Here is a 20,729-nt window from a genome sequence, read left to right on the forward strand (position 1 = left end):
ACCGGACTGATGGCATCCCATCAACACTCTGTAGGAGCGAGCTTGCTCGCAAAAAACTCAAGGACACCGCGCTGAACCAGAATGCACGCGTAATCGTTGACGACTTTCGCGAGCAAGCTCGTTCCTACAGGGGCCCGCCGTCAGTCGAGTTAACGAGGAACAAGGTCCAGGCACACCGAGTTGATGCAGTAGCGCAGGCCAGTGGGCGGCGGGCCGTCCGGGAACACGTGGCCCAGGTGCGCATCGCACTTGGCGCAGGTGACTTCGGTGCGAATCATGCCGTGGCTGACGTCACGGATCTCGATCATTGCGCTGTCGGCGATCGGCGCGTAGAAGCTTGGCCAGCCACAGCCGGAATCAAACTTGGTGGTCGAATCGAACAGCGGCTCATTGCAGCAGATGCAGTGATACACGCCCTCGGTCTTGGTCTCATTGTACTTACCGCTGAAAGGCCGCTCGGTGCCCTTGAGGCGGCACACGTTGTACTGTTCTGGATCGAGCATTGCCTTCCATTCTTCAACGCTTTTCTGCAACTTTTCCATCGGTACACCTCGGCAACTTAAAAAGCCTGATCTGTGTCTTTTCCATGGATCAGGCGGCACGTATGATTGCGCCTCTTCAAAACGCCAGTCTGGCACCCGCGCTATCGGCATTCAAACGTATTTATGGGTGCGGGCCTCGCAGGATTCACAGTACGGTAGTGCCCACGCCGTCTGGATCGTTCATTTTCAGGATCACATCGCCATGCAGGTCAGCAAATCGAACAAGCTCGCCAACGTCTGCTACGACATTCGCGGCCCGGTGCTTAAGCACGCCAAACGCCTGGAAGAGGAAGGCCATCGCATCCTCAAGCTGAACATTGGCAACCCGGCGCCCTTTGGTTTCGAAGCGCCGGACGAAATCCTCCAGGATGTGATCCGCAACCTGCCCACCGCCCAGGGCTACAGCGACTCCAAGGGTCTGTTCAGCGCGCGCAAGGCGGTGATGCAGTACTACCAGCAGAAGCAGGTCGAAGGTGTCGGCATCGAAGACATCTACCTGGGCAATGGTGTGTCCGAGTTGATCGTGATGTCCATGCAGGCCCTGCTCAACAACGGCGACGAAGTGCTGGTGCCGGCGCCGGACTACCCACTGTGGACCGCTGCCGTGACCCTGGCCGGCGGCCATCCGGTGCACTACCTGTGTGACGAAGGTGCCGACTGGTTCCCCGACCTGGCCGACATCAAGGCCAAGATCACACCGAACACCAAGGCCCTGGTGATCATCAACCCAAACAACCCCACTGGCGCCGTGTATTCCAAGGAAGTGCTGCTGGGCATGCTCGAGCTGGCACGTCAGCACAACCTGGTGGTGTTCTCGGATGAGATCTACGACAAGATCCTCTATGACGATGCAGTCCATATCTGCACCGGGTCCCTGGCGCCCGACCTGCTGTGCCTGACCTTCAACGGCCTGTCCAAGTCCTACCGCGTGGCGGGCTTCCGCTCCGGCTGGATCGCCATTTCCGGCCCCAAGCACAACGCCCAGAGCTACATCGAAGGCATCGACATGCTGGCCAACATGCGCCTGTGTGCCAACGTGCCAAGCCAACATGCGATCCAGACCGCCCTCGGCGGCTACCAGAGCATCAATGACCTGGTCCTGCCCCAGGGCCGCCTGCTGGAACAGCGCAACCGTACCTGGGAGCTGCTCAATGCAATCCCGGGCGTGAGCTGCGTGAAGCCCATGGGCGCGTTGTACGCCTTCCCACGGATCGACCCGAAAGTCTGCCCGATCCTCAATGACGAGAAGTTCGTGCTCGACCTGCTGCTGTCGGAAAAGCTGCTGGTGGTCCAGGGCACGGCGTTCAACTGGCCGTGGCCGGATCATTTTCGCGTGGTGACCTTGCCGCGCGTGGATGACCTGGACATGGCCATTGGCCGTATCGGCAACTTCCTCAAGTCCTATCGCCAGTAACAGCCATGGCGCTGTACGACCGACATTCGGTCGTACAGCGATTATCTGGCAACACTTCTCTGACTATCCACTTTCCCCGCACTGCACTTGCGTTTCTACACCCACAAGCCCCTGTGGTTACGGGGCCGCAAGGCAAAAAGTGGCTTTTAACGGATGACATTCGTCATCGGAAAATCCCTTCAAGGCTCTACATTCAAGCTGTAGGACACAGTTTGAAATAGTCGCTCGGTTGAATCACCCCAAGCCGCACCTTATATACCCCGCAGTACGCGACATATTAAGCATGAGGAGAATTCTACAACCATGATGCGCATCCTGCTGTTCTTGGCCACCAACCTGGCGGTCGTGCTGATTGCCAGCATCACCCTGAGCCTTTTCGGCTTCAACGGGTTCATGGCGGCCAACGGGGTTGATCTGAACCTCAATCAGCTGCTGATTTTCTGTGCGGTCTTTGGTTTTGCCGGTTCGCTGTTCTCGCTGTTCATCTCCAAGTGGATGGCGAAGATGAGCACCAGCACCCAGATCATCACTCAACCACGCACTCGCCATGAACAATGGCTGATGCAAACCGTGGAGCAGTTGTCTCAAGAAGCAGGTATTAAAATGCCCGAAGTCGGGATTTTCCCTGCTTACGAGGCCAATGCCTTTGCAACGGGCTGGAACAAGAACGACGCCCTCGTAGCGGTCAGCCAAGGGCTACTCGAACGTTTTTCACCCGATGAAGTGAAGGCGGTACTCGCCCACGAAATTGGTCACGTAGCCAACGGCGACATGATTACCCTGGCGCTGGTGCAAGGCGTGGTTAACACCTTCGTGATGTTCTTTGCGCGGATCATCGGCAACTTTGTCGACAAGGTGATCTTCAAGAACGAAGGCGGCCGCGGTATCGCCTACTTTGTAGCGACCATCTTTGCCGAAGTGGTACTGGGCTTCCTGGCCAGCGCGATTGTGATGTGGTTCTCGCGCAAACGAGAGTTCCGCGCAGACGAAGCCGGCGCACGCTTGGCAGGCACCAGTGCAATGATCAGTGCGCTGCAGCGCTTGCGCTCCGAACAGGGCCTGCCGGTGCATATGCCCGACAGCCTGACCGCTTTTGGCATCAACGGCGGCGTCAAGCAGGGCCTGGCTCGCATGTTCATGAGCCACCCGCCGCTGGAAGAGCGTATCGACGCACTGCGTCGTCGGGGCTGATACCCGGCAATGAAAAAGGGGCGATTGGATCGCCCCTTTTTTTGTGCCCGGATTTTATATCTTGGTGAGCCGATAAACGCACTCTTCCAGGCGCGTGACACCGTCCTGCACGAACTTCCAACTCTCACCCAGAATATCTTGAGTGTCGAGCACCTCCAGGTTCCAGTGGAACCCCAGCAGCACCTTCACCTCATCATCCGTCACCGCAAAGGGCGGGCCGGCTTTTTGCGTCTGGTCGTAGTCCAGGGTGATCAACAGCCCCTGGCAGCCTGGCCGCAACAGGCTGTTCAACTGCTCGGCGTACTGCGCACGCATCAGCGGCGGCAAGGCGATCAGGGCGGCACGGTCGTAAAGCGCAGTGCAATCAGCCAGTACCCCAGCGTCCAAGGCGAAAAAATCGCCGCACCATACTTCGATCAAATCAGCCTGGTACACCTTGAACACACCGTGCAGAGTGATTCGCGGCGTCAGGTTCTGCTCGTTGAAAAAGGCTTCAACCGCCTGCTCCGACAGTTCAACACCGAGTACGTGATAGCCGTTGCTGGCCAGCCACATCAGGTCCAGGCTTTTGCCACACAGCGGCACCAGTACCTTCGCGCCCTGGGCAAGGGTCAGCGAAGGCCAGTACCGCAGCAGGTAAGGATTGACCTCGGGCAAGTGAAAGCCGATCTGATTGCGCGCCCAGCGTTCCTGCCAAAATGTGGGCTCCATGGAATCACCTCCGAAAATTCGATCAAAAAGCGCTAAAACTTATATTAGATTTAGATCAATGATCTGATTAAAGATGGGCCCATGTTAAACCTCAGGACCTTCCTTATGTTGCCCAGCCTGTTTATCTCCCACGGATCGCCCATGCTTGCCCTGCAACCCGGCGCCAGCGGCCCTGCCCTGCAGCGCCTGGCCGCTGAACTGCCACGGCCGAAGGCAATTGTGGTGGTGTCAGCGCACTGGGAAAGCCAGGAACTGCTGGTCAGCGGCAGCGCTGCGCCCGAGACCTGGCACGACTTCGGCGGTTTCCCCCGCGAGCTGTTCGCCGTGCAGTACCCGGCGCCGGGCGACCCGCAATTGGCCAACCAAATCGTCGACCTGCTTCATGCCGACGGCTTGAATGCGCGAATCGATGAGCGCCGCCCGTTTGACCATGGCACCTGGGTACCGCTCTCGCTGATGTACCCGGCAGCGGACATTCCAGTGGTGCAAGTCTCCTTGCCCAGTCGCATGGGCCCTGCCCTGCAAACCCGCGTCGGGCACGCCTTGGCCAGCTTGCGCGAACAGGGCGTACTGTTGATCGGCTCCGGCAGCATCACCCATAACCTGGGCGAGCTGAACTGGCAGGCCGGACCTGAGAGTATCGAGCCTTGGGCACGCGACTTCCGTGACTGGATGGTGGACACACTCGCCGCCAATGACGAGGCGGCCTTACATGATTACCGTCGCCAGGCGCCACACGCCGTGCGCAGCCATCCCAGCGATGAACATTTGTTGCCGCTGTACTTTGCGCGCGGCGCAGGGGGTGACTTCAGCGTTGCACACCAGGGGTTCACCCTGGGCGCGCTGGGTATGGACATCTACCGCTTCGGTTAACACCGGACAAAAAAAATCCCCGAACCAGTCGGGGATTTTTTATGTGCGATCAATCAGCCCAAGGGCGGATCAATCTTCGCGGTAGCGACGCAGCTTCAATTGCTTGCCGGCAACGCGGGTGTCTTTCAGCTTAGCCAGCAGTTTTTCCAGACCGTCTTCCGGCAGCTCCACCAGGGAGAAGCTGTCACGGACCTGGATGCGACCGATGGCTTCACGTGCCAGGCCACCCTCGTTGAGGATAGCGCCCAGCAGGTTCTTGGCAGCGATACCATCACGCGCACCCAGCGCTGTACGGCAACGAGCACGGCCTTCAGCCAATGGAACCGGAGCGCGACGCTCACGATCACCACGGTCCGGACGGTCGCCGGTACGCTCTGGACGATCACCGCGTGGCGCGTTGTTCGGCACCAGTGGGCGCTCTTTCTCGATCGCTGCCAGGGTCAGGGCCTGACCATTGGTAGCCTTGCGCAGCAGGGCTGCAGCCAGGGCACGTGGGGTGCAACCGATATCGGCGGTCAGGCGGTCCAGCAGGTCGCCGTGGGTCGATTCAGCGTCAGCCACCAGCGGCGACAAGCTGTTGGTCAGTTTCTTGATGCGGGCATCGAGAACGGCCTGGGCATCCGGCAGACGGACTTCGGCAACTTTCTGACCGGTTACACGCTCGATCACTTGCAGCATGCGGCGCTCACGTGGAGTCACCAACAGCAGTGCACGACCTTCGCGACCGGCACGGCCAGTACGGCCGATACGGTGAACGTAGGATTCTGGATCGTAAGGCATGTCAACGTTGAACACGTGAGTGATACGCGGAACGTCGAGACCACGAGCCGCTACGTCGGTCGCCACAACGATGTCCAGACGGCCATCCTTGAGGGAGTCGATCACGCGCTCACGTTGGTTCTGGGCGATGTCACCGTTCAGCGCAGCGGCTTTGTAGCCTTTGGCTTCGAGGGCACTGGCCAGGTCCAGGGTCGCTTGCTTGGTACGCACGAACATGATCAGGGCGTCGAAGTCTTCGACTTCCAGCAGGCTCAATACAGCCGAGGTCTTCTGGTCAGCGTGAACCAACAGGTGAGCCTGTTCGATCGCGGTAACGGTCTGAGTCTTGGTCTGGATCTTCACGTGTTGCGGATCGCGCAGGTGGCGTTCGGCAATGGCACGGATCGACTGTGGCAGGGTGGCCGAGAACAGTACGGTCTGACGGGTCGGTGGCAGCGCCTTGAAGATGACTTCCAGGTCATCCATGAAGCCCAGCTTCAACATTTCGTCGGCTTCGTCCAGAACCAGGTGGTTCACGGTCGACAGGACTTTCTCGTCGCGACGCAGGTGGTCGCACAGACGGCCCGGGGTGGCAACAACGATCTGAGCGCCATTACGGATGGCTTTCAGTTGCGGGCCCATAGGTGCGCCGCCGTAAACGGCAACAACGGTAACGCCTGGCATTTGCTTGGCGTAGGTTTCAAAAGCGGTTGCTACTTGCAGCGCCAACTCACGAGTTGGCGCCAGGATCAGGGCTTGCGGTTCGCGCTTGGCAGGATCGATGCAGTGCAGGATAGGCAGGGCGAACGCGGCGGTTTTACCGGTACCGGTTTGCGCTTGGCCAATCATGTCCTGGCCGGCCATGATGATCGGGATCGATTGCTGCTGAATCGCCGAAGGTTCTTCGTAGCCGGTCGCGATGACGGCAGCGAGAATGTTCGGGTTAAGATTAAAAGCGGCGAAGCCGCCGGTTTCCTGGGTCATGGGTCTGCCTCTAAGTGCATCCGCAAAGACCCATGCTCCAAAGCTGCGCATGCCGTGTTGAGACTCAAGAGTCGCCCTGGCTGCTTTGTCGGCGGGGATTTGCGAAAACGAATGAATGAAAAAGATTCGTCAAGGGAGAGTCCGCTGTGCGGACATGCAGCCGAAGCTGACTTCGGGGAATTGCGCTACCTAAACGCGGCCCGGTTAAAGGCCGGCGCGCACTATACCGGAAATACCTGAAAAAGGGAGCTTTTTTTATCGCCAGGCGCCGATAAACCGCGCTGCATCACAGCCTTTGCAGATAAGCGCACCAGGGTCTATTTTTCAAAGGCCCGGCCCTGTTGCTCATGACGCTTAAACGGTTCACCTCCCATTGGTCCGAAACCTTTCCCCTGTCCGAGGGCATACCCCATGAATCAAGCCAACAGCAGCCGCGTCAGCCGTGAACTGCAGGGCCATGTCCTGCTGTTGGGCCTGGATCGGGTCGCCAAGCGCAACGCCTTTGACCTGGACTTGCTCAATGAGCTGAGCCTGGCTTATGGCGATTTTGATCGAAATGAAGAAGCACGGGTGGCCGTAGTATTTGCCCACGGCGACCACTTCACTGCGGGCCTGGACCTGGCAAATGTCAGCGGCGTGATGGCGGGAGGCTGGCAACCGCCGCTGGGAGGTTGCGATCCGTGGGGCGTTTTCGCAGGCCCCAGGGTCAGTAAACCGGTGATCGTCGCGGCCCAGGGCTACTGCCTGACCATCGGCATCGAGTTGATGCTAGCTGCGGATATCAATCTGTGCGCGAGCAATACCCGCTTTGCGCAGATGGAAGTGCAACGTGGGATTTTTCCGTTTGGTGGTGCGACATTGCGCTTTCATCAGATCGCCGGCTGGGGCAACGCCATGCGCTGGCTGCTCACCGGCGATGAGTTCGACGCCCATGAAGCGCTGCGCCTGGGCTTGGTGCAGGAGGTGATGGCCAGTGAAGACCTGCTGCCCCGCGCCATCGAACTGGCCAGTCGCATTGCGCGCCAGGCGCCGCTTGGCGTCCAGGCCACGTTGATGTCGGCCCGCCTGGCGCGCATGGAAGGCGAAACCGTTGCGGCTGCCGCGCTGCCGCCGATGGTGGATAAATTGCTGAACAGCGAAGACGCCAAGGAAGGCGTGCGGGCGATGATCGAGAAGCGGCCGGGGGTGTTCAAGGGCATTTGAGTCGCCTGTACAGGCGACTACGTAGCCGGCCGAATCGCCTTGATCAACGGCTGCAACGAATACCCCAGGCGCGGCGCCAACGACTCAGCCCGAGTAGACAGCGCATCCAGATCCAGCTCCTGGTCCAGCTCCGAAGGCACCAGCAGGATCACATTGCCCTCCTTCACCGGCAGTTCCCAATAATGGCGGTGGTACAAACCACGCAGCAACGCCGCGCCCAAGGGCTTGCCATCGTCGGTGGCCCACTGGTTGATCACCAGCCAACCACCGGGGTTGAGTTTCTTCTGGCAGTTCTCCAGGAAAGTCCACGCCAGGTGTCCGACGCCGGGGCCGACATCGGTGTAGAGGTCTACGAAAATCAGGTCCGCCGATTCAGCAGTCTCCAACAATTCCAAGGCGTCACCGATGCGGATATACAGGCGCGGATCATCATCCAGCCCCAAGTACTCGATGGCCAGGCGCGGCACATCGGGACGCAGCTCGATGGCTTCGACGTCTTCCAGCGGCAGGAACTTGAGGCACGCCTGGGTCAATGTGCCAGCTCCCAGGCCGAGGAACAGCGCGCTCTCCGGCTGCTCATGGCACAACGCGCCGATCAGCATCGCGCGGGTATAGTCATACTCCAGCCAGCTCGGGTCGGCAGTGAACACGCAGCTTTGCTCGATGGCGTCGCCAAATTCGAGAAAGCGGTAATCGGCCACTTCGAGCACGCGGATCATGCCGAAATCATCATGGACTTCGGCCAGTAGGCGCTCGACACGCTCCTCTGTCATCACAACTCCTAAACGGGCTTGCTGCACGGCAAAGGCGCGATTGTCGGCCAACCGGCGGCAACAGGTCACGCACTAATTGCTGATAACATTGGCGCCCGACCGTCAATCAGCCAATCGAGTTCATGATGAGCCAACCCTGGAGCCCCGACAGCTGGCGCGCCCTGCCAATCCAGCAACAACCCCAGTACCCGGACGCTGCGCACTTGCTGCAAGTAGAGCAAAGCCTGGCCAGCTATCCGCCGCTGGTGTTTGCCGGGGAAGCCCGCGAGTTGCGCCGTCAGTTTGCGGAAGTGACCCAGGGGCGCGCGTTCCTGCTGCAAGGTGGCGACTGCGCCGAGAGCTTTGCTGAGTTCTCCGCGGCAAAAATCCGCGACACCTTCAAGGTGCTGTTGCAGATGGCGATCGTGATGACCTTCGCTGCCGGCTGCCCGGTGGTGAAAGTCGGACGCATGGCCGGCCAGTTCGCCAAGCCGCGCTCGGCCAACGATGAGACCATCGATGGCATCACCCTGCCCGCCTACCGTGGCGATATCGTCAACGGCATCGGCTTCGACGAAAAAAGCCGCGTACCGGACCCGGACCGCCTGCTGCAGTCCTACCACCAGTCCACCGCCACCCTCAACCTGCTGCGCGCCTTCGCCCAGGGCGGTTTTGCCGACCTGCACCAGGTGCACAAGTGGAACCTGGACTTTATCGCCAACTCCGCCCTGGCCGAAAAATACAGCCAGTTGGCCGACCGCATCGACGAAACCCTGGCCTTCATGCGCGCCTGCGGCATGGACAGCTCGCCGCAACTGCGCGAGACCAGCTTTTTCACCGCCCACGAAGCGCTGCTGCTCAACTACGAACAAGCCTTCGTACGCCGCGACAGCCTGACCAACGACTACTACGACTGCTCGGCCCACATGCTGTGGATCGGCGACCGCACCCGTCAGTTGGATGGCGCCCATGTCGAATTCCTGCGCGGGGTGAACAACCCGATCGGCGTCAAGGTCGGGCCGAGCATGAACCCGGACGACCTGATCCGTCTGATCGACATCCTCAACCCCGACAACGACCCCGGCCGTCTCAACCTGATCGCGCGCATGGGTGCAGGCAAAGTCGGCGACCACCTGCCCAACCTGATCCGCGCGGTGCAGCGCGAAGGCAAGCAGGTGTTGTGGAGCTCCGACCCGATGCACGGCAACACCATCAAGGCCAGCAGCGGCTACAAGACCCGCGACTTCGCGCAGATCCTCGGCGAGGTCAAGGAGTTCTTCCAGGTGCACCAGGCCGAGGGCACTTATGCCGGCGGGATTCATATCGAGATGACCGGGCAGAACGTTACCGAATGCATCGGCGGCGCGCGGCCGATCACTGAAGATGGCTTGTCGGACCGCTACCACACCCACTGCGACCCAAGGATGAACGCCGATCAGTCGCTGGAGTTGGCGTTCCTGATTGCCGAGACGTTGAAGCAGGTCAAACGCTAGCAGACGTGTGGAAATAGGGCTTCCTGTGGCAACAAAGCCCCGTGTGGCGAGCGGGCTTGCCACCAAAGCGCCTTCCGCCTACAGGTGCAGCATGGCTAACCGCAACCGGTCGGCACTCGGCCGCTGGCAATTGAGCTGGATATGTTCAAGCCCCAGCCAGTCGGCCATTTGCCGCAGGTTCAGCGCCAGCGCCTGCATCCCCTCTTCATCCAGCCCCGGCTCCTCTTCGTGCACCGCATGCACGGCCAGGCACCCATTGGCGCGTTCGGCCCGCAGGTCGATCCGTGCAGCGATCCGCTCATTGTGCAAAAACGGCAGCACGTAGTAGCCGTACACCCGTTTGTCTTGTGGGGTGTAGATCTCCAGCCGGTAGCGAAAATCGAACAGTCGCTCGGTGCGGCTGCGCTCCCAGACCAGCGAATCGAAGGGCGACAGCAGTGCGCTGGCCGACACCTTGCGTGGCACTTTGGGCTCGGGCAGGCAGTAGGCCACTTGCTTCCAGCCTTGCACCTGGCAGACCTGCAACTGCTCGTCCTCAACCAGTTCGGCCAGGCGACTGCGGCTATCGGCGGGGTCAAGGCGGAAGTAGTCGCGCAGGTCTTTTTCGGTGCCTACACCTAAGGCGGTGGCGCTGTGCAGCAACAAGCCACGCTGGGCCTCGGCCTCGGCCAATGGTGCCTGCTGGAGGATGTCGCCGGGGATGACGCGCTCGGGCAAGTCATAGAGCCGCTCGAAACCACGTCTGCCAGCAACGGTCACCAGGCCAGCGGCGAACAGCCACTCAAGCGCATGTTTTTCATCGCTCCAGTCCCACCAGGGGCCGGCTCGTTCTTCGCGGGTCGACAAACTGCCCGCACCCAGCGCGCCCTGCTGCTCGACGGTCTGCAAAACGCGCTGGATCGTGGCCTGTTGCTCACGACCAAAACGCGCCATCTGCGAATAAATGCCGCGCCCCTGCTGCGCCCGCTCCATACGCCAACGCATCAACGGGTACAACGCCATCGGCAGCAGCGAGGCCTCGTGCCCCCAATACTCAAACAGCGAACGCCGCCGGCCTTGGCTCCAGGCCGCTTGCTCAAGCATCAACGGCGAGTAATTGCCCAGGCGCGAGAACAGCGGCAGGTAATGAGAGCGCACCAGTGCATTGACCGAATCAATCTGCAACACGCCCAAGCGCTCGATCACGCGGTTGATGTGTGCGGCTTTAATCTGTGCTGGCGCCTGACGCCCGGAAAATCCCTGGGCCGCCAGCGCCATGCGTCGGGCTTGCTTGAGTGAAAAAGACAGGTCGACGGGCATGGGAATCTCCTTGAATGCTCGCGACCTACCCTACTGCACCCGCAGTCATTTTCGCAGCGGATCTTCCCAGAAATGCCGATGGCTCTCCTGCTCCACGTCGGCACGGCTGAGGCCGATGTCCTTGAGCGCATCATCGTTCATGCTCGCCAGGACCTGGCGTTCGTGGCGCAACACCTGCCAACGCAATACCACTTGCAGCAGCCTGGAAAACGGCTGTTTGGCGATCAACACATAACCTTTCTGACCTTTCATCTTCTCGCCCTCCAGTGGGGATGACGCGAGTGTGTGCCTGGCCTTATGATCAATCCAACGAATGTTTCTTATGCAATACATCTCGGAGATTGATCAATTGTCCGGCTACCCGAGCATCGACACTGAAGTGCTGCGCACCTTCGTCGCCATCGCCGACCAGGGCGGTTTTACCCGCGCCGGAGAACTGGTCAACCGCACCCAATCGGCGGTGAGCATGCAGATGAAGCGCCTGGAAGAAGACGTGTTGCAGCGCAAGCTGTTCGAGCGCGATGGCCGGCAGGTGCGACTGACGCCCGAGGGCCAGGTGTTGCTGGGTTATGCGCGGCGCATCCTGAAGCTCCACAGCGAGGTGTTCAACACACTGCGCGAGCCGCATATGGTGGGGTTGGTACGCATCGGTACGCCGGACGACTACGTGATGCGTTTCCTTCCCGGGATCCTCAAGCGGTTTTCCAAGGCATATCCGCTGATCCAGATCGAGCTGCACTGCGAGTCATCAAGAGTGCTGATGCAGCGACGGGATCTGGCGCTGACCGTTATCAGCCGCGAGCCCGGCAAGGAAATCGGCGAGCTTTTGCGCACAGAGCGCATGGTATGGGCAGCGGCGCCATGTTTTTGCGTGGAAGAGCACGATGCCGTGCCCCTGGCGGTGTCCGGTCCCGACTGCATGTACACGCAGTGGACCCAGGCCGCACTGGATGCAATCGGGCGGGATTATCGCCTGGCGTATCACAGCACCAACGTGGCGGCGATCCTGGCAGTGGTGAGTGCCGGCCTGGCTGCCATGATCTGCATGGAAAGCCTGGTGACTGAAGACTTGCGCGTACTCGGCAGCGACGAGGGGTTCCCAGCGCTGCCCTCGATGAATCTGCACTTGCTGCGTAACCCGCAAATGACCTCCCCCATCACCGAGTGCCTGGCCGAATACATCGTTGAAGGCTTCAGACTTTAAAGGTCAGCATTACCGCACATACCACCAGAAAGCCGCAGAACAGGCCGCGCAACACACGCTCCGGCAACGCATGGGCGACCTTCACGCCCCAGCTGATACTGAGCAAGCCGCCGACGGCGAGCGGCACGCCGATCATCCAGTCCACCTCGTGGTGCCAGGCATAGGTAACCAACGTCACGCCGGTGCTGGGCAACGCCAGGGCCAGCGACAAACCTTGGGCGACGACCTGGGTGGTGCCAAACAGACTGGTGAGCACCGGGGTGGCAACCACCGCGCCGCCCACTCCAAACAATCCGCCCATGGAACCGGACGCCGCGCCCAACACGCCAAGCCAGGGCCAGGAGTAACGCATGTGTGCCGTTGGCGGCGCATTGCGTGTGAACATGCGCAGCAGGTTGTAAGCCGAAAGCGTCAGCAAGAACGCAATAAAGCCGATGCGCATGGCGCCTGCGTCCAGCCCCACCGCCCAGATTGAGCCGAGCCAGGCAAAGCTGAAGCCCATGACCCCCAATGGCAATGCGTGGCGCAGTTCGATGCGGTTGCGCTGGTGGTAACGCCACAGGGCCAGCATCACGTTGGGCACCACCATCACCAGCGCCGTGCCTTGGGCGAGTTGCTGGTCGAGGCCGAACAACACGCCGAGCACCGGGATCGCAATCAGTCCGCCACCAATCCCAAACAGGCCACCCACCGTGCCGAGGGCCGCGCCCAATATCACGTAAATCGCTAAATCCAACACCGCTCGCTACTCCACGTTCTCAGGCCTTGCATGCTACGCAGTCGACTCTAGCGCGGAAACGCACAGCAACGCACAATGGCTGTGCCAATCTCGCACAAGCACTTACCGATGAACCCCAATACACTGACCGATCAACTGAGCCTGTTTCTCGATGTGTTGGAAACCGGCAGCTTCTCCGCCGCTGCACGTCGCCATCCGCTGACACCCTCGGCAGTCGCCCGACGCATCGACAGCCTGGAAAGCTCCGTGGGCAGCCGCCTGTTCCAGCGCAGCACTCACGCGGTGGTGCCGACACCGGCGGGCCTGGCCTTTGCCGAACGGGCGCGCAGGATCGTCAGCGAGTTGCAACTGGCGCGGGCGGAAGCCGTTTCCCTGAGCCATGCGCCGGAGGGAGTGATTCGTGTGGATGCACCGGCAGCGTTCGGTCGCCGGCACCTGGCACCGGTGATCGCCGACTTCCTCAACGTTTACCCCGGACTTGATGTACACCTGCACTTGATCGACAGTTTTGTCGATATGCAGGGCGCACACCTGGGCAAGGTCGACCTGGTATTGCGTGCCGGGCATATCGTCGATACCCGGCTGATCGCCACGCCTCTGGCCAGTATCGTGCGCATCGCCTGCGCCAGCCCGGCCTACCTGAAAAGCCGTGGCACGCCGGCGCATCCAAGTGAGTTGAGCGAGCATGACGGCCTGGACTGGGACGGTCTGGCGCCGATGTTCGCCTGGCGCTTTGAGTTGGACGGGCGACGTGCAACGTATCGCCCGCGGCGCATCCGCATGAGTGCCAACAACGCTGAAGCGTTGTTATCGGGCGCTCTCGCAGGGCTGGGAATCGCCCATCTGCCCACCTGGCTGGCCAGTGAGTACCTGGTGCGCGGAGAATTGTTGCCACTGTTTTGCGAAAACGGCCTGCCCAGCCCGGAGACCACCGGGATCTACGCACTGCGCCTGGAACAGCAACCCAATGCGCGCAGCCGCTTGTTGCTGGAATACCTCAAGTCCCGATTCAGCCCCGTGCCACCCTGGGATCTGGCGCTGCAGAGTGGACTGGTCTGACCGCTTGGAGCGAATTATCTGGCGCATTAAAGATTTGCCCGCTAGATTCCAGGGCAGACACGCTTTTTTGAGGCACTACCATGAGCAAAAATCCCGCCCCGTGCGAATCCCTGTTACTGGACAATCAACTGTGCTTCGCCCTGCACTCCACCTCGTTGCTGATGACCAAGGTCTATAAACCGCTGCTGCAGGCCCTCGGCCTGACCTACCCGCAGTACCTGGCCATGATGGTGCTGTGGGAAGAAGATGGCTTGACCGTCGGCGAAATCAGCAGCCGCTTGCTGACCGATCCAGGCTCCCTCACGCCCCTGCTCAAACGTCTGGAAGCCGAAGGCCTGCTCAGCCGCACCCGCAGCCGTGAAGATGAACGCGTGGTGGTGGTGGAACTGACCGACGCTGGGCGTGCCTTGCAGGAAAAGGCCATGGGTGTTCCACAGTGCATTCTCGGCGCCAGCGGTTTGGAGCTGGAGCAATTGCGCAAGCTGCAGGCTGATTTGCTTGTGTTGCGGGGCAACCTGCAGAACGCGATCTAAACACAGCAAGCCCCCTCCGACATTGGTTTGTAGCTACCCACAAAAATATTTGTAGATTTATCTTGCGCGCAAAACATTAGCGCTATACATTCGCACCACCAACTACTTAGCGCGCAAAATTTTAGCACTACAAACCAAGAGGACGACACCATGCAAACTCTCTATACCGCAGTAGCTACAGCCACCGGCGGCCGTGATGGTCGCGCTGTTTCCAACGACAACATCCTCGACGTCAAACTCTCCACCCCTAAAGAATTGGGCGGCGCCGGTGGCCAGGCCACCAACCCGGAACAACTGTTTGCCGCCGGTTACTCGGCCTGCTTTATCGGCGCACTGAAATTCGTCGCCAGCCAGACCAAACGCAAAATCCCGGATGACGCATCGATCACTGCCCACGTGGGCATTGGCCAGATCCCCGGCGGTTTCGGCCTGGATATCGACCTGCACGTCAGCCTGCCAGGCCTGGCCCAGGACGATGCGCAAAGCCTGGTCGACGCCGCTCACCAAGTCTGCCCGTACTCCAACGCCACCCGTGGCAATGTCGATGTGCGACTGCACGTAACCGTCTAGGCGCTGATGCAAGCCCGCCAAGCGTCGAAGTAAAAAGCGCCCACAAAAAAGCCCACTTCTAGAAGTGGGCTTGTTTCGTATCGGCGGGGCCAGAATTACTTCTTGGCGCGACCTTTGTACGAACCGCCTTCGCGGGTGTCGATCTCGATCAGGTCGTCGATTTCGATGAAATCGGCTACTTGCAGTTCGGTACCGTTGCTCAGTTTGGCAGGCTTCATCACTTTGCCCGAAGTGTCACCGCGAGCGGAACCTTCGGTGTAGGCAACCTTACGCACGATAGTGGTCGGCAGCTCTACGGAAACCAGGCGCTCTTCGAAGAAAATAGCTTCGCAGACGTCTTCCATACCTTCTTCGATGAACGGCAGAACGGCTTCGATATCTTCAGCGTTCAGCTCGTACATGGTGTAGTCGGTGGTGTCCATGAACGTGTAGGTGTCGCCGCTGATGAAGGACAGGGTCGCTTCTTTGCGGTCGAGGATCACGTCGTCCAGTTTGTCATCGGCGCTGTAGACGATCTCGGTCTTGTAACCGGTCAGCAGGTTCTTCAGCTTGGTCTTCATGATTGCGCTGTTACGACCGGACTTGGTGAACTCAGCTTTCTGAACCAGCCAAGGGTCGTTTTCGAGACGGATCACTGTACCGGGTTTCAGTTCTTTACCAGTTTTCATTGCATATATCCGAAATTTGGATGGGATTTACAAAAATCAAGGTGGCGTATCATATCCAACTTTCATAAAACTGTACCAGCGCCGTCGCAAGATCGACCTGCAAGCCTTGTTCCAGACGCCACCTCTGCGCGTGCCGAGTCAACTCTGGCCAGTGCTCCAACAGCATTTTCCACGGTTGTGCCATATCGCCATCAGTGTTCCAGGCTTGCCAGAGTTCGACCAAGGCGATCTTTGCGGCCGGTGACAAGCCGGCGGTGTACAGGTCCAGGAACGCGTCGAGCTTGTCCAGGTGGATGTCCTCATCCTGGCGATAGATGTGCCACAGCAACGGCCGCCCGGCCCATTGGGCGCGCACGAACGAGTCTTCGCCGCGCACGGCGTTGAGGTCGCAACACCACAGCAGGCGGTCATATTGCTCCTGGCGCACAAACGGCAGCACCTGCACGGTCAGGGCGTCGCGCTGATGAACATCCCCTGCCGACAAGCCTTCGACACCGAGCCAATGCTGCACATCCCCGAGGATGCGCCCTTCCGGCACCAAGAGATGAGTGGCATGCCCGTCGGTCGACAGGACGTCCAGCCAACTGGCCAGCCCGGCGTTTTCGTAGGCGAATAACGAGATGAGTCGCGCACCGGCTGCCGGAAACACACCCAATGCTTGCAGGAATTGGCGCTGCGCAGCGGCATCCTGCTGAAACGCCTGACACTGCTCCAGCAATCCTGTCTCGCGTAACAGCCCACCCGTGCCGGGCCGGAAACCCGGAAAAAAGAAGTACTTCTGCACTCCCTTGAACTTCACCGATGGCAACCGATGGCAACCCACCACCCAGTCTTCGGCGCTGAGGTAATCCAGGTTCATCCACAATGGCGTGCGCTCACGCGCGGCCATGGCTTCCATGTAATCAGGCGGCAACTGGCAGGCGAAGGCGGCGATCACCACATCGGCTGCCGGGGCGCTCGACCACACGGCCGGCCAATGGCGCACATCGACACCCTCTTGCCATTGCTGGTCAAGACCCACATCAATGTCAGGACACATACGCTCGAAGGCGCGCAGGTCGTCGACCCACAAGCGCACCTCGCACCCCTGCTCTGCCACCAATTGCCGGGCCAGGCGCCAGGTCACCCCAATGTCGCCGTAGTTATCGACGACGCTGCAAAAAATATCCCAGCGGGCTTTCATTCCGGGCTCCAACGCTCAAAGGACTCGATTGTCCGCATAAATGCGCTGATGCAGAAGGCTTGATCGCGATTATTCTGCGCAGTGGCTGTGCGACAATCGCCGCCATGCCGTTAATGCCTGCCAGGAGGCCATCATGTCCGATCGCTCGTTGTCGCTGCCCAAGCTCACGCTCGCCATTGCCCTGGGGGTGTGGCTGGGATTTATCGCCATTGCGCTGACCACCTGGCTGGCGTCGCGCTATCTGTTCCCGCAGAGCCTGGCGCCCGTGGCCCAGGCCGTTGAGCAACTGGGTAAACCTGCACCGGTTACGCCGGAGCCGCCGAACCGTATGTTCGAGCAGTACCAACAGAACCTGCAGAAGCAGGAACAACAGCAAGCCTTGGACCAGGCACGCAACAACGCACGCAATCTGTCCAACCCCAAATGCCAGTTCTGGTTGCAACAGGACCAGAACGCACCCAATGAAAAGACCCGGGCCAATGTCCTGCAATTCTGCGATTGATGACCATGAATAAACACGCTGTTCACCAGTTGATCCTGGAAAAGCTCACCGCCGACCTCGACATCGCCCAGCGCGCCGCGCAGACCGCCTACGAAACCGCGACCCACGAAGAAAATATCGCCGAAAACAAATACGACACCCTCGGTCTGGAGGCGTCTTACCTGGCAGCCGGGCAAGCCAAGCGCGTCGAGGAAATCAAGCAGGCGCTGGCGCTGTGCCAGAACCTGCCACTGCGTGCGTACGATGATCAACGTGGCATAGAAGTCGGCACACTGCTGGGCCTGGAAGACGAGAACGGCCGCCAGCAGTGGCTGTTCCTGGCACCGGATGCGGCGGGTTTGAAGGTGGACGTGGTCGGGCAACCGGTGACCGTCATCACCCCGCGCTCCCCCTTGGGCAAAAGCCTGCTGGGCAAGTTCGAAGGTGATGAGGTGGAGATTCTGGTGGCAGGCGCCCGGCAACACTTTACGGTTACCGAGGCCAAATAACCCCCTTAATGGACGGGCAATTCCACGCCGTCGAACAGCTCTTCCAATTCCTGCTTGTTGTGGCACTGGATCGCCTTGGCCATGACTTCGCGGGTCAGGTGCGGGGCAAACTTCTCGATGAAGTCGCACATGAAGCCCCGCAGGAAAGTGCCACGGCGGAAGCCAATCTTGGTCACGCTGGACTCGAACAGCTCGCTGGCATCCAGCACCACCAGGTCTTTATCGAGGTTGGTATCGACCGCCATCTTGGCAACGATACCCACGCCCAGGCCCAGGCGAACATAGGTCTTGATGACGTCGGCGTCGGCAGCGGTAAACACCACTTTCGGCGTGAGGCCACGATGGCTGAAGGCTTCGTCGAGCTTGGAACGACCCGTGAAACCGAAGACGTAGGTCACGATCGGGTATTCGGCCAGGGCTTCCAGGGTCAGCTTCGGCAACTTGGCCAATGGGTGGCCCTGGGGCACGACAACGCAACGGTTCCAGCGGTAGCACGGCATCATCACCAAGTCGCCGAACAGCTCCAGGGCTTCGGTGGCGATGGCGAAATCGACGGTGCCATCAGCGGCCATCTCGGCGATCTGCATCGGCGACCCCTGGTGCATGTGCAGCGCCACGTCCGGGTATTGCTTGATGAAGTCACGGATCACCGGTGGCAATGCATAACGCGCCTGGGTGTGAGTCGTGGCAATCGACAGGGTGCCTTTCTTCTCGTTGGAGAATTCCTGGGCAATCTGCTTGATGCTCTCGACTTTGCGCAGGATCTCGCCGGCAGTGGTGATGATGCGTTCACCGGCCGGGGTGACACGGGTGAGATGCTTGCCGCTGCGCGCGAACACCTCGACGCCCAGCTCGTCTTCGAGCAGGCGGATCTGCTTGCTGATACCGGGTTGCGAGGTGTAAAGGCTTTGAGCGGTAGCGGAAACGTTGAGGTCGTGGTGCGCCACTTCCCAGATGTAGCGCAGTTGTTGAAGCTTCATATGTATCCCTCAAAGCAGATAGACGCCACGGGTATCAGCGACGGTATATAACTATATTAAAGGTTAGACTTATAAATCTAGAACTTTTTATCGTTTCCAACCGATCACACGTCATCACTGCGTCGACGTTGTAACGATGGCACCAGGTAAACAGGCACCGTAGACAGCTGCAGCACCCGCGCGGCAGTACGTCCAAGCGGTGTGGACGTTCCCGTCGCGTGGCTGTGACTTCCGACGATCAACAGGTCTACGGACAGTTTGCGCAACTGGTCGAGAATCACCTCGCACGGATCCCCCTGGATCACCCGCACCGAGCGGATCAACTTCAAATCCTGCTCATTCTCCCCCAACTCCTCACGGAAACTCTCGAGCACCCGCTGCTCGATAGTCGCCATCACCGTACTCAAACCCTGAGCCTGCCACTCACTCAAGGCCTGTTCATCAAGGTAGCTCTGCAACACCGATTCGGCGAACAACCCGATGGGTTCGACAGCGTGAATCACGTACAGGTCAGCCTTGAACGTCCGCGCCAGCGCCAGTGCATGCTGCATCACATAGGGCGCGTACAGACCAAGGTCCGTGGCGTACAGCATCGAACGAATCATAAAACCTCCCTGGACTGCCGGAATGGAGGAGATTGAATGAGCTTAGCAGCGCCCCTAACTCTCGGCCTGAATCCTCACTTCGTTACTGATGCCATGGGGCACATGCCCGGTGGCCACCACCTCCCTGGCTTTCTCGCAATGACCGGCCTGGTCATCGAAAAACACATCCGCGGCAAACGCCTCCAGGAACGCGGATTTCTCCAGGCCGCCGAGAAACAAAGACTCGTCCAGGCGAATGTCCCACTCACGCAACGTACGAATCACCCGCTCATGAGACGGCGCCGAACGAGCGGTGACCAACGCCGTGCGGATCGGGCACGCCTCATCAGGAAACTCACGCTGCAACAGGTTCAGCGCCGCCAGGAACCCCTTGAAGGGCCCGCCGTGCAAGGGCTGGCGCGCCGATTCGCGCTCGCTGGCCTGGAATGCCGCCAACCCGCCGGCCTGGTAAACGCGCTCCGACTCATCGGAGAACAGCACCGCGTCACCGTCAAAGGCGATGCGCAGTTCCTCACTGGAAGCCCGGCGCGCACCGCCCGACAGAATCGTCGCCGCTGCAAAGCCGGCCTCGAGGGCGCTGCGCACATCTTCAGCATGGGTAGAAAGAAACAGATGGCAACCAAACGCCGCTAAATAAGGATAAGGACTACGCCCTCCTACGAAAGCAGCGCGGGAAATATCCAGGCCGTAGTGCTGAATCGAGTTGAATACGCGCAGGCCGGTGTCGGCGCTATTGCGCGATACCAGCACCACTTCGACCCGAGCGCGGCCCAGGCTGGCGTTAAGACTCAGCAACTTCTTGACCAGCGGGAAGGCGTCGCCAGGTTCGAGGATTTCTTCCTCGTGCTCAATCTGGTATTTGCGGTAGGCCTCGACACCCTGCGCCAGGTAGACCTTGTGGCTGTCGCTCAAGTCGAACAGCGCACGCGACGAAATCGCCAGCACCAGTTTATCGCCCAATCCCTTCGCCATGCATT

At 60.0% G+C, this 20,729-nt stretch carries 23 protein-coding genes; 11 read left to right on the forward strand and 12 right to left on the reverse strand.

Features of this window, described 5'->3' with window-relative positions; genetic code table 11:
* Positions 1-149 precede the first annotated feature (149 nt).
* On the reverse strand, positions 150-542 hold the full coding sequence (msrB, locus tag J1G35_RS23925; protein WP_053130652.1) for a peptide-methionine (R)-S-oxide reductase MsrB: 393 nt from the start codon (positions 540-542) through the stop codon (positions 150-152).
* A gap of 202 nt (positions 543-744) precedes the next feature.
* On the opposite strand from msrB, the gene J1G35_RS23930 reads away from it, so the two are divergent.
* On the forward strand, positions 745-1,956 hold the full coding sequence (locus J1G35_RS23930; protein ID WP_017136168.1) for a pyridoxal phosphate-dependent aminotransferase: 1,212 nt from the start codon (positions 745-747) through the stop codon (positions 1,954-1,956).
* 303 nt (positions 1,957-2,259) lie between these two features.
* The gene (htpX, locus tag J1G35_RS23935; RefSeq protein ID WP_027607000.1) at positions 2,260-3,147 is read left to right on the forward strand and encodes a protease HtpX; all 888 of its coding nucleotides are present in this window, start codon (positions 2,260-2,262) and stop codon (positions 3,145-3,147) included.
* Positions 3,148-3,201: 54 nt separating this feature from the next.
* Here htpX and J1G35_RS23940 read toward each other — a convergent pair whose 3' ends face one another.
* Positions 3,202-3,858 carry a thiopurine S-methyltransferase gene (locus tag J1G35_RS23940; RefSeq protein ID WP_223016179.1) on the reverse strand — a complete coding sequence of 219 codons (657 nt, stop codon included), beginning with the start codon at positions 3,856-3,858 and terminating at the stop codon, positions 3,202-3,204.
* A 105-nt stretch (positions 3,859-3,963) separates the two neighbouring features.
* Here J1G35_RS23940 and J1G35_RS23945 point away from each other — a divergent pair, with 105 nt between their 5' ends.
* Positions 3,964-4,731, forward strand: a complete 768-nt coding sequence (locus J1G35_RS23945) for a class III extradiol ring-cleavage dioxygenase (RefSeq protein WP_223016180.1) — start codon at positions 3,964-3,966, stop codon at positions 4,729-4,731.
* Positions 4,732-4,800: 69 nt separating this feature from the next.
* Here the strand turns inward: J1G35_RS23945 and J1G35_RS23950 are convergent, their stop codons facing one another.
* Positions 4,801-6,474 (reverse strand): DEAD/DEAH box helicase, encoded by a 1,674-nt coding sequence (locus J1G35_RS23950; protein ID WP_017136163.1) that lies wholly within the window; start codon positions 6,472-6,474, stop codon positions 4,801-4,803.
* Positions 6,475-6,885: 411 nt separating this feature from the next.
* Here J1G35_RS23950 and J1G35_RS23955 point away from each other — a divergent pair, with 411 nt between their 5' ends.
* Positions 6,886-7,677, forward strand: a complete 792-nt coding sequence (locus J1G35_RS23955; protein ID WP_223016181.1) for a crotonase/enoyl-CoA hydratase family protein — start codon at positions 6,886-6,888, stop codon at positions 7,675-7,677.
* 17 nt (positions 7,678-7,694) lie between these two features.
* Here J1G35_RS23955 and J1G35_RS23960 read toward each other — a convergent pair whose 3' ends face one another.
* Positions 7,695-8,450, reverse strand: coding sequence for a spermidine synthase (locus J1G35_RS23960; RefSeq protein WP_223016182.1), 756 nt, complete (start codon positions 8,448-8,450; stop codon positions 7,695-7,697).
* A gap of 125 nt (positions 8,451-8,575) precedes the next feature.
* Here J1G35_RS23960 and J1G35_RS23965 point away from each other — a divergent pair, with 125 nt between their 5' ends.
* Positions 8,576-9,922 carry a 3-deoxy-7-phosphoheptulonate synthase class II gene (locus J1G35_RS23965; RefSeq protein ID WP_053130664.1) on the forward strand — a complete coding sequence of 449 codons (1,347 nt, stop codon included), beginning with the start codon at positions 8,576-8,578 and terminating at the stop codon, positions 9,920-9,922.
* A gap of 78 nt (positions 9,923-10,000) precedes the next feature.
* Here J1G35_RS23965 and J1G35_RS23970 read toward each other — a convergent pair whose 3' ends face one another.
* Positions 10,001-11,221, reverse strand: coding sequence for a winged helix-turn-helix domain-containing protein (locus J1G35_RS23970; RefSeq protein WP_223016183.1), 1,221 nt, complete (start codon positions 11,219-11,221; stop codon positions 10,001-10,003).
* Positions 11,222-11,266: 45 nt separating this feature from the next.
* Positions 11,267-11,473 (reverse strand): DUF1127 domain-containing protein, encoded by a 207-nt coding sequence (locus J1G35_RS23975; RefSeq protein ID WP_262417395.1) that lies wholly within the window; start codon positions 11,471-11,473, stop codon positions 11,267-11,269.
* Positions 11,474-11,543: 70 nt separating this feature from the next.
* On the opposite strand from J1G35_RS23975, the gene J1G35_RS23980 reads away from it, so the two are divergent.
* Positions 11,544-12,425, forward strand: a complete 882-nt coding sequence (locus tag J1G35_RS23980) for a LysR substrate-binding domain-containing protein (protein ID WP_053130672.1) — start codon at positions 11,544-11,546, stop codon at positions 12,423-12,425.
* On the opposite strand, the gene J1G35_RS23985 is transcribed toward J1G35_RS23980, so the two are convergent.
* Entirely contained in the window at positions 12,415-13,164 is a 750-nt protein-coding gene (locus J1G35_RS23985; protein ID WP_053130675.1) for a sulfite exporter TauE/SafE family protein, read from the reverse strand. The genes J1G35_RS23980 and J1G35_RS23985 overlap by 11 nt on opposite strands.
* Before the next feature lie 108 nt (positions 13,165-13,272).
* Between J1G35_RS23985 and J1G35_RS23990 the strand changes: the two genes are divergently transcribed.
* The 3 genes from J1G35_RS23990 to J1G35_RS24000 all read left to right on the forward strand — a co-directional run bounded on the left by J1G35_RS23990 (position 13,273) and on the right by J1G35_RS24000 (position 15,326).
* Entirely contained in the window at positions 13,273-14,223 is a 951-nt protein-coding gene (locus J1G35_RS23990) for a LysR family transcriptional regulator (RefSeq protein WP_223016185.1), read from the forward strand.
* An 80-nt stretch (positions 14,224-14,303) separates the two neighbouring features.
* Positions 14,304-14,756, forward strand: a complete 453-nt coding sequence (locus J1G35_RS23995) for a MarR family transcriptional regulator (RefSeq protein WP_223016186.1) — start codon at positions 14,304-14,306, stop codon at positions 14,754-14,756.
* Positions 14,757-14,906: 150 nt separating this feature from the next.
* Positions 14,907-15,326: an organic hydroperoxide resistance protein gene (locus J1G35_RS24000; RefSeq protein WP_223016187.1), complete on the forward strand. Its 420-nt coding sequence runs from the start codon at positions 14,907-14,909 to the stop codon at positions 15,324-15,326.
* A 95-nt stretch (positions 15,327-15,421) separates the two neighbouring features.
* Here J1G35_RS24000 and J1G35_RS24005 read toward each other — a convergent pair whose 3' ends face one another.
* Positions 15,422-15,994 (reverse strand): elongation factor P, encoded by a 573-nt coding sequence (locus J1G35_RS24005; protein ID WP_003172723.1) that lies wholly within the window; start codon positions 15,992-15,994, stop codon positions 15,422-15,424.
* A gap of 49 nt (positions 15,995-16,043) precedes the next feature.
* Positions 16,044-17,177, reverse strand: a complete 1,134-nt coding sequence (gene earP, locus J1G35_RS24010) for an elongation factor P maturation arginine rhamnosyltransferase EarP (RefSeq protein WP_223016188.1) — start codon at positions 17,175-17,177, stop codon at positions 16,044-16,046.
* Between the two features lie 133 nt (positions 17,178-17,310).
* On the opposite strand from earP, the gene J1G35_RS24015 reads away from it, so the two are divergent.
* Positions 17,311-17,679 (forward strand): hypothetical protein, encoded by a 369-nt coding sequence (locus J1G35_RS24015; RefSeq protein WP_223016189.1) that lies wholly within the window; start codon positions 17,311-17,313, stop codon positions 17,677-17,679.
* Between the two features lie 5 nt (positions 17,680-17,684).
* Positions 17,685-18,167, forward strand: a complete 483-nt coding sequence (locus J1G35_RS24020; RefSeq protein WP_223016190.1) for a transcription elongation factor GreAB — start codon at positions 17,685-17,687, stop codon at positions 18,165-18,167.
* A gap of 5 nt (positions 18,168-18,172) precedes the next feature.
* Here J1G35_RS24020 and cysB read toward each other — a convergent pair whose 3' ends face one another.
* The 3 genes from cysB to J1G35_RS24035 form a co-directional block, all read right to left on the reverse strand.
* On the reverse strand, positions 18,173-19,147 hold the full coding sequence (gene cysB, locus J1G35_RS24025; RefSeq protein WP_003189876.1) for an HTH-type transcriptional regulator CysB: 975 nt from the start codon (positions 19,145-19,147) through the stop codon (positions 18,173-18,175).
* A gap of 104 nt (positions 19,148-19,251) precedes the next feature.
* Positions 19,252-19,752 (reverse strand): universal stress protein, encoded by a 501-nt coding sequence (locus J1G35_RS24030; protein WP_053130690.1) that lies wholly within the window; start codon positions 19,750-19,752, stop codon positions 19,252-19,254.
* Between the two features lie 54 nt (positions 19,753-19,806).
* Complete coding sequence (locus tag J1G35_RS24035; protein ID WP_053130692.1) at positions 19,807-20,724, reverse strand: 5'-nucleotidase; 918 nt, start codon at positions 20,722-20,724, stop codon at positions 19,807-19,809.
* Between the last annotated feature and the right edge of the window lie 5 nt (positions 20,725-20,729).

It is taken from the genome of Pseudomonas sp. SH10-3B (assembly GCF_019891415.1).
Classification (GTDB): Bacteria; Pseudomonadota; Gammaproteobacteria; order Pseudomonadales; family Pseudomonadaceae; genus Aquipseudomonas.